General features: G+C 36.1%; 12 protein-coding genes and 1 other annotated feature. Of the genes, 5 read left to right on the forward strand and 7 right to left on the reverse strand.

From position 1 onward, the window contains the following. Positions 1 to 124 precede the first annotated feature (124 nt). Positions 125 to 2,008 (reverse strand): 3'-5' exonuclease, encoded by a 1,884-nt coding sequence (locus ACQYAC_RS12700; protein WP_429943432.1) that lies wholly within the window; start codon positions 2,006 to 2,008, stop codon positions 125 to 127. Positions 2,009 to 2,565: 557 nt separating this feature from the next. Between ACQYAC_RS12700 and ACQYAC_RS12705 the strand changes: the two genes are divergently transcribed. From ACQYAC_RS12705 to ACQYAC_RS12715, 3 genes are all read left to right on the forward strand, one after another. Further along, a complete protein-coding gene (locus tag ACQYAC_RS12705) occupies positions 2,566 to 3,522 on the forward strand; it encodes a hypothetical protein (RefSeq protein WP_429943433.1) in 957 nt (318 codons plus the stop codon). 17 nt (positions 3,523 to 3,539) lie between these two features. Further along, complete coding sequence (locus ACQYAC_RS12710; protein ID WP_339164600.1) at positions 3,540 to 4,061, forward strand: hypothetical protein; 522 nt, start codon at positions 3,540 to 3,542, stop codon at positions 4,059 to 4,061. A 285-nt stretch (positions 4,062 to 4,346) separates the two neighbouring features. Then, on the forward strand, positions 4,347 to 5,750 hold the full coding sequence (locus ACQYAC_RS12715) for an ion channel (RefSeq protein WP_339164602.1): 1,404 nt from the start codon (positions 4,347 to 4,349) through the stop codon (positions 5,748 to 5,750). A gap of 224 nt (positions 5,751 to 5,974) precedes the next feature. Here the strand turns inward: ACQYAC_RS12715 and rlmH are convergent, their stop codons facing one another. The 6 genes from rlmH to ACQYAC_RS12745 form a co-directional block, all read right to left on the reverse strand. Continuing rightward, positions 5,975 to 6,454, reverse strand: a complete 480-nt coding sequence (rlmH, locus tag ACQYAC_RS12720; RefSeq protein WP_429943434.1) for a 23S rRNA (pseudouridine(1915)-N(3))-methyltransferase RlmH — start codon at positions 6,452 to 6,454, stop codon at positions 5,975 to 5,977. 80 nt (positions 6,455 to 6,534) lie between these two features. Next, positions 6,535 to 6,705: a CxxH/CxxC protein gene (locus ACQYAC_RS12725; RefSeq protein WP_073414986.1), complete on the reverse strand. Its 171-nt coding sequence runs from the start codon at positions 6,703 to 6,705 to the stop codon at positions 6,535 to 6,537. Positions 6,706 to 6,869: 164 nt separating this feature from the next. Beyond that, entirely contained in the window at positions 6,870 to 7,697 is an 828-nt protein-coding gene (locus tag ACQYAC_RS12730) for an energy-coupling factor transporter transmembrane component T family protein (protein ID WP_216889539.1), read from the reverse strand. After that, complete coding sequence (locus ACQYAC_RS12735; RefSeq protein ID WP_429943435.1) at positions 7,688 to 9,403, reverse strand: ABC transporter ATP-binding protein; 1,716 nt, start codon at positions 9,401 to 9,403, stop codon at positions 7,688 to 7,690. Before ACQYAC_RS12735 ends, ACQYAC_RS12730 begins: the two co-directional genes overlap by 10 nt. Positions 9,404 to 9,422: 19 nt before the next feature. Beyond that, entirely contained in the window at positions 9,423 to 9,980 is a 558-nt protein-coding gene (locus ACQYAC_RS12740) for an ECF-type riboflavin transporter substrate-binding protein (RefSeq protein WP_012011871.1), read from the reverse strand. A 14-nt stretch (positions 9,981 to 9,994) separates the two neighbouring features. Beyond that, positions 9,995 to 10,855, reverse strand: a complete 861-nt coding sequence (locus ACQYAC_RS12745) for an SAM hydrolase/SAM-dependent halogenase family protein (protein ID WP_169056086.1) — start codon at positions 10,853 to 10,855, stop codon at positions 9,995 to 9,997. Between the two features lie 110 nt (positions 10,856 to 10,965). After that, positions 10,966 to 11,236, reverse strand: a binding site (T-box leader). 192 nt (positions 11,237 to 11,428) lie between these two features. On the opposite strand from ACQYAC_RS12745, the gene ACQYAC_RS12750 reads away from it, so the two are divergent. Together ACQYAC_RS12750 and ACQYAC_RS12755 are read left to right on the forward strand one after the other, a co-directional pair. Continuing rightward, positions 11,429 to 12,118 (forward strand): ABC transporter permease subunit, encoded by a 690-nt coding sequence (locus ACQYAC_RS12750; protein WP_169056087.1) that lies wholly within the window; start codon positions 11,429 to 11,431, stop codon positions 12,116 to 12,118. Next, positions 12,119 to 13,000, forward strand: a complete 882-nt coding sequence (locus ACQYAC_RS12755; protein WP_180309769.1) for an ABC transporter ATP-binding protein — start codon at positions 12,119 to 12,121, stop codon at positions 12,998 to 13,000. Positions 13,001 to 13,022 lie beyond the last annotated feature (22 nt).

The raw sequence follows: 13,022 nt of genomic DNA on the forward strand, positions 1-13,022 counted from the left end.
ATCGTTTCTTGAACTAAGTTTTCATTATATATAATACGATATTTATTAAGAAGAGTCTTCTTTTCTTCTTACATGAAAAAAGGTATGAGAAATGAATAATTCCCGTACCTTTTACTATTTAAAATTATTGATTAAATGTCGGCTCTTTTTGCTTTGCATCCTCAAAATACTGAGTAAACAAAGAAACACCTGAATAAGATATTGATAGGTACTCTTTAGCACGAGTCATTCCTATATACATTAAAGACACTTCTTTTTCTTGATCCTCTTCATACTTTAATGGCATCAGATCAGCTTTCACAATAAAAACTGAGTGGAAGTCAAGACCTTTACTACTATCGAGAGAACAAATTTTGACTGTCTCTTCCTCTGGATTGAACTTATGTTTGGTTGCACCATTTTCAGTTATCCAATTGTAAGGAATATTCTTTGTTTGAAATTCAGATTGAATCGCTGATATATAATGGTTATTATATCCCTTTATACGATATAAAATAGCCATTTCAGAGTAAGGTATGTTCTTTTCATTATGTTGATCCACTATTTGTTTAGTAATCTCTTCTATTTCTTCTTTAAAGGTATTACATCTTAAAAGTTCTACTTCTGGCCCTTTACGTTTCGTCTTTTTTGGAGGGATTATTTCGATTGTCTCTGTCTGTTCTTGTTTTAATTTAAGATCTAAAGCTCTATGGCTATCGTAAAATTTCCATCCAAAATCCACAATTTGTGACGTATTACGATAATTTATATTTAAGATTCTAGATCTACCTCTAAAATCAAGCCCCGTATCTTTCACATAGCTTCTACTTTTCCGATAGATATCTTGCGCTCTATCTTCTACTAAAAGTAAAGATTGCGTCTCTTGATCTAAGCATAAGCTGATGAGATGCAGCCAGCTCCCTTCAAAGTCCTGCCCTTCATCAATTAAAATGGCATCATACTTTACAGGAGTTAAAGCATCATTTTCTATTTTTTCAATGTAATCATCTATTTCAAGTTCTGAAATACCATGATCTTTTTTAATCCAGTGATGAAAATTTAATATTTGTATATTATTTAAATTTGGTGTTTTTCTATGATCGGATGTCAGAAAATCATCTGGTTCTGTAAATTTAGAATGAATCATTTGTTTAATATTTTGTTTCAAAGCTACATTGTAACAGAGTATTAATATCTTCCAATTCGGATGTTGTTCAGCTAACATTTTTGCTCGAGTCGCTAAGATTAAGGTTTTACCACTTCCTGCTACTCCTCTAATTAGCCGATGTTTATCACCAATCTGTTTAGCCAAGTTTTCTTGATGCAGATCCATCGTTTTGATGTTTCGAAAAGATAATAACAGTTTTTCTTGGTATGGGACTGGTTCAACATCTGCTCCAACGCGTATTTCTTTGTATAGATGATAACGAATCCTTTCTAATTCGTCAGATGATAGTGGCGTATTTAACTTGAAAGGCACATGAAACATATCAAACAATTTTTCTATTAAGATCTCAGGATCAAAATGGTCATTATCCGAATCAATCTGATCACGCGATAAAATAAAATGTGGATCAATAACCTCATATACTTTATTTTTTAAAAGTTGTTCTTCCTGAAGCCGAGTGAAGACGACACCATAACCATAAGGAAACTTTAATTTAAACTGATATTTCCCTTCTGTATTGATTAAATCAATGTCTTTCTCAAGCATATCTTTTATTTTAAAAGCATACTCTCTTGATTGAACTAGAGGACTCTTCACTCTATGTAAATCACCAGAAGAATTTAAAATGCCCCAGGTATTATCGTTTAGCTCTCTTATTGTATTTTTGGTGTAATCTTTTACTTCCAAAACTAATACTCCTAGATCCGGACCGATTATCACAAAGTCTGGTCTAAACCCATTGATATTAGGCTCATAATGTACAATATACTCCTCGGGTAGATATTCCTTTAATGTTCGAAATAAAATTCGTTCTCCTGCAGTAGCAGTACTTTTAATACTTTCTGGTAATGTGATTGCCATTCATACTCCACCCCTCTATTATCCTTATACATCATATATCGGAATAATATGGTTTTTTTAAATTATTGACTTAGAAGCTTACAAATAGTTTATTTTCGACTCAAGTCAGAATTTTTAGGGCTTTCCTTTAAATAACTAGATGAAATTCTATCAAAAAAACTTCAAATTAATAATAGAATTTTTTAGATATCCTACTCAACAGAGACGTTTTCTATAAAGATACTATACCTCTTTAGAATTTTCCTTAAAAATCAGGAAATACTCGAGCTATTACAAAGTATTTTATACAATACCTTTTCTCATTTCTATGTATAATATTACTCCTTCAAATTTAATAATTTTATGGTATTATATATATTAATATAATACCTTATATTAACTTTTTTTGATATTTTTTTATTTTATCGACTTTGTGTGTTTTATCTGTCTAAATATTTTATTTTTCATCTACATCTTAATATAGAATCAATAATTTGATTAATTTATACGGTTTAGTTCGACAATGAATCTAATTCATTTATTCTCCTAATTGAGTTATTAAGAAAGGGGCAGTCTCTGTGAGCTATTTTGTTTTCAAATTGAATATTCAACCAAATATTTTATTGAAATATAAAGATAACAATGAAATTGAATACTTACTTTCTAGAGTTATACCGCTCGGGTTCGAAAGTGTTTTACAGATCAAGGAGAATAAAAATTTATTTGAATTGATTCCAGAAAAAAATGATGAACAGGATTTCCAAAATTCATTTGAAGATTTAGAAATTAATACTATCAAATTATTCAAACTATATAACAAAGTACTATCACATTATAAAGAAAAGCATGAGATTCATTATTCCCAAGATTTTTTAAATCTAAATGAAATATGTATGAGTGCTAGAAGAACTTTGGAAAATAAATATCCTGGTATAATAAAAGCGTACGAAGTAATTGAAGATGAAAAAATAGATCAATTTGAAAATATAGAAACGAACAGTAAGGTCGGAACAGGCATTACACACCTAAGGAAATTTTATAAAATAAAGTTTTATTTAGAAAATTATAAAGAGAATAATGTAATTAATACATTGAATCTAAGATCTTTTTATAATCCAAGAACTGAACATATACTCGTAGAAAGCTCTTCTGAAATAGCAGCATTAAACTACATAAGTGACTTAGTTAAACTAGTAAATAGCAACAGCTCAGCAAACAAGCACTTAGGAAAAATTAACATAAATCCTATTTATGATTCTATTTCCTTAGAAGGCGAGTACAGTGAAATAAGTTATGTTATTGTTTATCCTAATGGTAATCCACCTCTAGATAGACATAATATTTTACAAGAAGCGGAAGCAAAAGAAGTTGAGACTAAGCTCCTAGGTGCTGATGGTAAACCTTTAAATAATCCCCCCATTCAACAATTATTGGAGAATGAGGCGAGACAAGGATATCTGAAGTCCGTAATATCTAAAGGGAGAAATATATTTAAAAGAATCAAAACACTAACAAGGATTGATGAAACCTCATAAGAAAGGAGAGGTGACCTATGAAAGAAAATTTTTATAATAATCCTTTAAAAATAATTTGGAAATCAAAAAGCAATTTAATGCCCAACTATCTATATGCAATATGGATTCTATTTGTATTAATATCACTAACAGGCGCTACATTTTTTGATTTTATGGATTTTTCCTCATTTCAAATAGGAACTTACTTTTCAGTATCATCAACAGGATTAACATTGACATTGGCTTTATTTGTTGCAGGGAAAAATGCCTTCAGCGAAGAGGAACTGAAAAGATTAGCAACACATAAAAAAAACAGCAAAGCTGTGCAAGGACAAGCATTAATTGATTTTTTGGGACCTTTTGTATTTACAGCATTACTATTTTTAATTACGGGATTACTTTCACTTTTTGGTCCATATATTAATCTACCTCTAAAAAAAGAATATGTAGAAATAATTAAAGTTATTTTCATTAACATACTTTTTTTAGGATTGTTAAGTCTCTTTAACCTTGTAATTACGATGCTAAATGATGTTTATGCTTCCGCATTTAGAAAATAGAATTATTGCTTTTCAAAACACAATAATGAAATAACAATTACTCCGAGGTAGCAATCTTATAAGAAGATGAGCTATCTTTAATTAGCCTTCATAATATAAAATTACTATTTTTCAAAACGATTCACTTATGATAAGGCTCAACGTAACTGTTTTAAGTGCGATTTTTGAATCTAGTATTTTCGCGATTAACTCTACTATATATTTTTCTTGAAGTATGACAAAATAATTAATATATGCGTAATTAATTATCTTGTAAATAAAAAATAAATTAAGAGGGCGTATTTAATGAAATATGTAACAACTTTTTTTATTTTCTTAATCGCATTTTTATTCTCACATCCTGTGTCTGCAGAAGAAAATATAAAGATTACAAAAGTAATCGATGTAAGTACAATAGAAATAAATAATCAAAGTAAAATAAAATTATATGGTATTTCAGATAGTATTTATAAAGAATATAAAACCTTTAAAGAGAAAAATGATATGCTTCCATTTGAAATTAATTATAATTCTGTAGGTGATTTAGAACACTATACTCTAGAAGGTAATACATATAACGAAGAACTTGCCATTGAAGAAATAAAAAAACTGCTTCTAAATAAATATATATATATCAAAGAAGTTCAAAAAGATAAGTATTTAATATTTTTTTCTGATAAAGACGAATATAGTGTTAACCAGCTAATAATTTCGAAAGGTTTTGCACTGGTAGACGAAAACATTGATATCGATTATAAAATGAAATTTTTATTAGAGCAGAAAAATGCAGAAGAAAATCAGGTAGGAATTTGGAGTATTAATTTTAAAACTGTAAGTTCGGGTAAATCGGAATTGAGCATGTCTAATAGCATCTATATAATAATATCCATTATAATTTTTATTAATACGATAATATTATTATTTGCTTTTAAAAAATTATCGTCCTTACCTAACTGGAAGGGGCTGTTTTACGGGCTATTTTCGTTAATGAGCTTTCCTTGTCCTTCCATTATTATTTCATTCCAACATGAATTAATAGCTAAATTTTATCTACTTCTTATTTTCAGTTTATATATATTTATTTTTTATTATCTAATTAAATATATATTCAAATTTAAAGAGAATTTAACTATAAAAAAACTTCTTTTACTGATAATAGGTGCTATTATAATAGTTATTTTTTATTTTTCAAATGTATATAGTGTATTTGATAAACCACGTTCTATACACACGTTAGAACAAACATTTGCTTACAGTCATATTATTTCTGATTCTGTAATATTAACAGGAGATTATATTTATGTAAATAACCAATTAGATTCATTTAATTTTATCGATGATTATCTATATTTTAGTGCAACAACGTTTTTTGGTGGCTCATATGGCGATGTTATACCAAAAGGAAACATACGATATATTGTATTGATTGAGATGTTAATTAGTTTCATATTACAGTTGGTTTTTTTTGGAATAATTTTTAATGTTGTATATGAAAAATTCAACAATAATACATTAAAACAAATAACAAGGAAAAGAGAAAAGGAAATAGAGAATTTAGATTTCAAAAAATACGATGTAATAGAAGTTCCAAATTTTGAAAAAGAAGAGCAACTACCATCTATACCCTCTAAAAAAAGCACTAACAAAAAAACTCTACTTTTATTAGTTCCCATATTTATTTTACTTCTTCTCTTTAGAAAGAAAAAATAATCCAAATAAGTTCGCTTATTATATATAAATAATTTCAGCAGTCATCTATGTAAAACACATAAGGAAAGTGGATAGATCCATTTTCCTTTCTTATTTTAAATCTTTTCTTTACTATTTGTTATGCCCACATCTAATATAGCCACAAAATATTAATACTGAGTAACAAAAACAAACCACCAACTACAATAAAACTACTGTAATTGATGATTCATTAAAAACTACACTCACTTATGATAAGGCTCCCTCCGAACAATCCGAAACGCCCGATAAACCTGCTCCACCAACACCAACCTCATCAACTGATGCGGAAACGTCATCCTCGAAAACGACAACTTCTCATTCGCCCGCTGCATCACAGCATCACTTAACCCGAGGGATCCCCCTATGACAAAACACACCTTACTTTTTCCGTATGTTGCCAGCTTATCTATTGTATCGGCTAATTCTTCGGAACTTTTCATTTTTCCTTCGATGGCGAGGGCGATGACGTGGGCGTCTGGGTTGATTTTGCTTAGGATGCGTTCGCCTTCTTTGTCTTTGATGATTTTCATGTCTTGCTCACTGAGATTCTCGGGTGCTTTTTCGTCTGCGAGCTCAATGATCTCGATTTTTGCGTATGCTTGTAATCGTTTTGTGTATTCGGCTATGCCTTGCTTTAAATATTTCTCTTTTAATTTTCCTACTGTGATAATTGATATATTCACAGGTCATCCCCACCTTAAGAACAAGTTATTCATATAAGTTATCAACAATTGTGGATAAAATTTGTGTATTTTGTGTCCGATCATTCGTTCCCCACTATATATATTGCAGGTTCATCGCACAATTCACAGGTTGTGGATAAGCTGTGTGTATGTTCGATTTTTCTGAATTCTGGCGGTGTTTCGTGATCATCTATGTACATGTCTAGTACGGTTTCTATATGTTCTGCACAAGCATAAAGTAATTTGTTCATAAGTTTCTAATTCCTCCAATATGTTGTCTCGTTATTCACAAGTGTTTCGCTCATTGTTCAATATAACCGATTTATTCACATGTTAATAGTCTTTTACCATTTTCCACACCTTTTATCCACAAACCAAATAAAAAAGCCTCCACTCCTGTGAAGGCTTCCTTCTATCAAAACGGATTATAAAATCTCGTTCCTCTAATAAATGTAATCACAAGCGACACAATGAGCACCACACCAACAAACAATAACGCAGCATAATCTGCTTTTTGAAAGTCTTTTGCCGTAAACCATGTGCGCTTTTTATGTTTCCCAAACCCGCGCAGCTCCATCGCATTGCTGATCGTTTCAATCCGCTCTAAGCTGGAGAAAATCAACGGCATGACAATCGACAGCGCATTTTTGATCCGTTTTCCCAGTTTTTCATTCTTCGATAAATCAATGCCCCTTGCTTGCTGAGAAATGGCAATCGTTCGAAAATCACGCTGAATATCTGGAATGTAGCGCAGAGCAATCGCTACCGCATACGAAATCCGGTAGCTGACCCCGATTCTGCTGAGCGATGAGGCGAATTCACTTGGATTTGTTGTCACGATAAACAAAAGCGCTGCTGGCATTACGGTCACGTATTTGAGTGTAATGTTCAATTGATAGAAAAGCTGTTCAAGTGTGACATTGTACCAGCCTGCAATGTGAAATAGTTCATGCTTTGCTCCGTAAATCGCGACACCTTGCTGGGGTGCAAAGATGTAAATGGCAATGTTGTTGATGACAAGGAAAATCGCCAGGACAATCACTACGAAGGAGATATCACGAAATCGTACGTTTGATAGCTGAAAGAACACGATACTGGCAACTAACATAAACACTAATACGCCTGTATCATACGTGAGCATCGCTGCAGATGACCAAAGGATAAAGCAAATGAGTTTGGTTGCACCTGTCAGCCGGTGAATCGGCGACGGGCGATCGATATAGGACAGCATGTCTACAGCCATGTCATTCGTTCCTTTCTGTCAACCTCAATGAAGCGATCCACGAGTTCATTTGGATTCGGCCAGTCTGCTTTCAGCGCCAGTTCATACAGCGACGTTTCCTTTAAGCTCGCCTTTTGGACAAGCAGCTGATCTGTCAGCACTTTGGCTGGTGTATCATCTGCGATTTTTTCTCCATCTGAAATGACAATGGTTCTTGTCGTGTATTCAAGCATTAAATGCATATCATGGGTAATCATGAAAATCGTGACACCCTGCTGGTTTAATTGCTCTAAAAACGTCATCATCTCTGTGTAATGTTTAAAGTCCTGTCCTGCGGTTGGTTCATCTAAGATGAGGATTTCTGGTTCTAATACAAGAATTGACGCGATGGTGACGCGTTTTTTCTGTCCAAAGCTGAGGGCTGAGACCGGCCAGTTCCTAAATGGATACAGTCCGCATACTTTCAGGACCCGCTCCACCCGTTCCTTGATCTCGTCTTCCTTTACGCCTCTTAAAACGAGACCGAGTGCCACCTCATCAAAGATCATTTGTTTTGAAATCATTTGATTTGGGTTTTGCATAACGACGCCGATTCGTTCGGAGCGCTGTTTGATGGTATCTCCTGTGATGTCATTACCATTTAGATGAATGGTTCCTTTTGTTGGCTTTTCGAACGCGCAGAGCACCTTGGATAGTGTCGTCTTGCCTGCCCCATTGGCTCCAGCGATGCTAATCATTTCTCCTTTTTTGACGGTAAAAGAGATGTTGTTCAGCGTGTTTCGTCTTGCCGGATAGTCAAAGCTCAGCTCACGTACTTCTAGTAAATCCTGCGCTGTTTTTTGCTCGACTGACGGCTCAGATGCTTCCATCCATTGCTCGATTTTCTCTTTTGCCTCGTCATTTAAGGTGAGATGCTGTAAATTAGCGATCTGATCTCCTGCTTTGACCGGAATGCCTGCATATTTCATGGCTCTTACATATAAAGGCTCACGTAAATAAGCCGCTTCTAATACATTTGAGGCGAGCAATTCATCTGGTGTCATGTCTGCTGCAATCGTGCCGTCATTAACGACGATGATGCGGTCGACTTTGCGGAAAAGAACGTCCTCTAATCGGTGCTCGACCATCACGACGGTTTTTTTCGTTTGTTTTTGTAGTCGGTCAATAAGGTCGATCACTTCTTTGCCTGTTGCGGGGTCAAGGCTTGCGAGTGGTTCATCAAACAGCAAAATGTCGACTTCGTTAACAAGTACGCCCGCAATAGCGACACGTTGTTTTTGTCCGCCTGACAGCTCATGCACGGACGATGCCAGCTTGCCGTCTACCTCTGTTAATCTTGCTGCTTCCTCGACACGTGTTTTCATTTCTTCGCGTGTGACTTGATCATTTTCAAGTGTGAACGCGATATCTTCTCCAACGGTCAGCCCAATGAATTGTCCATCAGGGTCCTGAAGCACCGTTCCGACAAGCTGTGAAAGGGAGAAAATGTTCTCTTTCTCTGCATTTTTCCCGCCGATGTGAAGACTTCCTTCCATAGAACCTTTATAAGACGCAGGAACTAGCCCATTGATACAATGGGCTAGTGTGCTTTTTCCCGATCCAGACGGGCCTGCGATGAGGACTTTTTCGCCTTCATAGATGGTCAGGTTGATATCTTTCAATGTCGGTTCTGCCTGACTGCGATATTGGAATCCGAAATGTTCGAATTGAATCATCGGTTTCTTCATTTATGTGTTCCACCTTGCTTCATGATGTTTCTTTCGATAGACTGCCGCTTTTGCTTCTCGTTTTCGCATAAGCTGCAATGATGATGGTTCCTAGTACACCGACTGTGATGATGTTTGAGATTCCTGCCACGATGCCTTGAACAAATACTTTGTTCGCAGGTTCTGCATAGATCACAATGTCGAGTACTGGGGCAATGACAAACCAGCCCAATGCCTGTGCGCCTGCTTGTACGGCGTTGAAGAGCGTGATTTTTTTCCAGCCAAAGTCGCCCTCTTCTACTTTTAAACGGTTCGAAATGAATCCGATCAATAACCCAACAACACCTGAAACAATAATCCAGCTCCACCAAGGGCCGAATGTGGTCGCATCTTTAATGAGATGACCAATAAATCCAATCAGTGCGCCTGCAACAGGACCAAATAGCACAGCCATTAACGCAAGGAATGCATACGATGTCTCAATTTGTGTATTCGGAATCCCAGTTGGAATGGAGACGAAGCGTCCTAAAATCACAAAGACGGCTGCGCCAATTCCGATGGCAACGACAGTTTTCGTTGAAAGTTGTTTACCTGCCATGATGTATCCTCCTCTTATTCGTATATAATGCGCGGAGCTTTGCGAATCGAAAGGCGCCAGCCTGTGCCTGTCCCGATGTTATAAGCCTTTGCAAATGACCCTTGATTGATCGCCACGCCTAAATGGTCGAGTGAATTGACATATACGAGTGGTTCGCCTACCTTTAAATCGGCAAAAGATCGTCCATAGGTCATGATATTTTTATACACATTTTTTGGCCCGTTGGCAATGGTAACTTCTATTGCATCTCCATAATTGATTGAAAGCTGTTCAAATAGCGTGTGATGAATGTTTGTCCATAGGTTTCCGAACCGCACATCTAAAATATCAATTGTTCCTGTGATTACTTCTTCTTTCGCATAAGCCTGTACGACTGGAAGGTGAATAATTTCATCAATATTCGCCCTTGGCCCAACCTCTTCAAAAGAAATCACTCCTGAAGCAATTCTCGCCCCTGTATACGCGTAAATGTCTCTCCCATGGAATGTATGTGATTTTCCCGACTTCGGCAGCCGGTTAATGGTTTCATCTAAATAACGTGCTTCTACAATGCCTATATCCTGTGCGACGTGTGTGAGTGTTCCGTTATCTGGGGTAATAATGTAGTGCGAGCTTGTGGTTTTGACGACAAGACTCTTTCTTTCTGACCCAACCCCTGGGTCAACGACGGATACGAATACCGTCTCTTCCGGCCAGTATGTGACGGTTTGGAGCAGGCGGTAAGATGCCTCCCAAATGTCATACTGCGGTATATTGTGTGTTAAATCAAAAAGGCGGATGCTGCTGCTGACCGTATTTGCCACTCCGTACATGGCGCTGACCGCTCCATCATCAATGCCGAAATCTGATTGTAAAACCAATGCATGTTCACTCATGTCAATCTCCCTTTCATTTGAAAAAATGGATGTGGTGTTTCACGTGGAACATTTGAACATTTGTATGAAAAAAGTGGACAATAAAAAATACCCCATCCTTATCTTTGAATCATAAGGACGAGGTATTTGTCTCGTGGTACCACCTTTATTTACTGTTTGCTCGCGCTAAACAGCCTCTACAAGTACAAAGCTCCAATTTGGCTCATATACTGTGGTTTTGATAACGAGTACCAACTCTCGTCGTGTCCTACTAATATCATGGATATGTTCAGCACGAGGCTCAGAGACCATTTTTCGAATCATTATTTTTGCTTCTTTTCAGCTGCCGAAGCTCTCTGTGGAAAAATTGATGATTGTACTTTCTCTCGTCATCGCCTGTTTAACTATCTTGAATTAAAGCTATCATACATGATGTTTTTTGATAAATCAAGATATTTTTCTGAACATTTTCAAAAATGAGTTAACTGTTCTGGAAGAGTCTTCTTTTTTATAAAATTTAAGCAAATGTTAAAGAGCGAGATATGGTGTCTTTCTTTTCTAGCGGTATAATAAAGATGAAGGGAGGTACAGCGTGTGTGGACCATCTGTATGAATGAGTTTAAGCAGCTCTTCAAAAGCACAAAATCTATTTTAACAATTGTTATTATTTTCATTTTATCTACTTTTGTTTCAACTCTACCGTTTATTGCTGCTCATCAGGACAAATGGGAGCAGGCAAAGGATCCTTATTCCATTGGGAATGAACTGGTGATGTCTCTATTTGGTTTCTTCCTTATTTTCTTATTGTCTCACGATATTTTAAGCAGAGAAATTCATTTGAAAACCATTCGTTTTCTCGTCAGTAAAACCACCCGTTTGAACATTATTATCGGGAAATATCTTGGACTGATGCTGTTTTGGCTTAGCTGTATTATGACGACCTACGTACTGAATATGGTGATTTCACATCGTTTTCTGTTTTCTGATGCGTTAAAAATCTTAACCTTTATCAGTGTCGGTATCTCATGTGCTTTATTTTTGTCCATGCTCTTTCCAACCCCGCAGAAATCTATGTTTGTTGGGATGTTGTTTTCCTTTCTTTTCCCGATCGTCAGTATGATATCTGTTCTTTCTTCAGAACGATTGATTCATTGGTTCCAATATATCACGCCTTATTATTATGCGCGCTTGAGTGAACCGCTGACCTATATACTCTTGAATACAGCATTAACCGTTGTATTACTCATTGGAACAGCACTCCTATTTCAAAGGAGGGATGTCTAAATGCTATATACAAAAGAACTCACAAAAAAATACAGGACAAAAGTCGCAATAGATCACATCACCCTTGATGTCAATCAAGGCGATATCTTCGGACTCATTGGACCGAAGGGTTCTGGTAAGACAACGTTCTTCAATATCATTACGGGAATTTCCCGGCCAACCTCTGGGACGTTTACGATGATGGATATGCCTTCATTAAAAAAGGTGAGACAGCATATCGGTGTTCTGCCTGAATATACGGATTTATATGAAGGGCTGACAGCACTTGAACATATTGCCTACTTATCAAAAATCACCGGGACGCGCCAGAAAACGAGTGATTATGAAGAACTGCTCGAATTTGTCGGCTTGGATCACTATCGGCAGGAAAAGGTCGGTTCCTTCACACCCGGTATGAAGAAACGGCTTGGCATGGCGCAGGCCATCGCCCATCGGCCCGAATTTATTTTACTCGACGAGCCTTTTGCCGATATTGACGCAGATTCGATCTTGCACATCCAGCAGGTCATTGACACGTTAAAACATGAAGGGAAAACCGTCTTTTTAACGGCTGACCGCCCAAGGTTCACAAATAGTATTTGTACCAAAACTGCTTTTATTTCTGAAGGAAAATTAGTGTCCCCCCATACACTCCCTCAAGAGAAAACCATCACATCCTCAAACATACGTGCAACCTTCAAGCATGCGTGGATTGATGATGAGGTGAAGCCTGTTCTCACGCAGTACTTACAAACTGTGGGAACAGATCTTGTGATCAGTGATGACGAGACCTCATTGTTGATTCGTTCAGAAGCTCAAGTTCCATCAATCATCCGCGCTTTCGTGAAATGCAAAGTTGATTTATACAGAGTCACGGCTCAGGATGCCATGAGCTCCTCATAAAAAAGCACCGTATGCGATCCGC

The organism is Bacillus sp. MM09(2025) (genome assembly GCF_050496725.1).
Classification (GTDB): domain Bacteria; phylum Bacillota; class Bacilli; order Bacillales; family Bacillaceae; genus Bacillus; species Bacillus pumilus.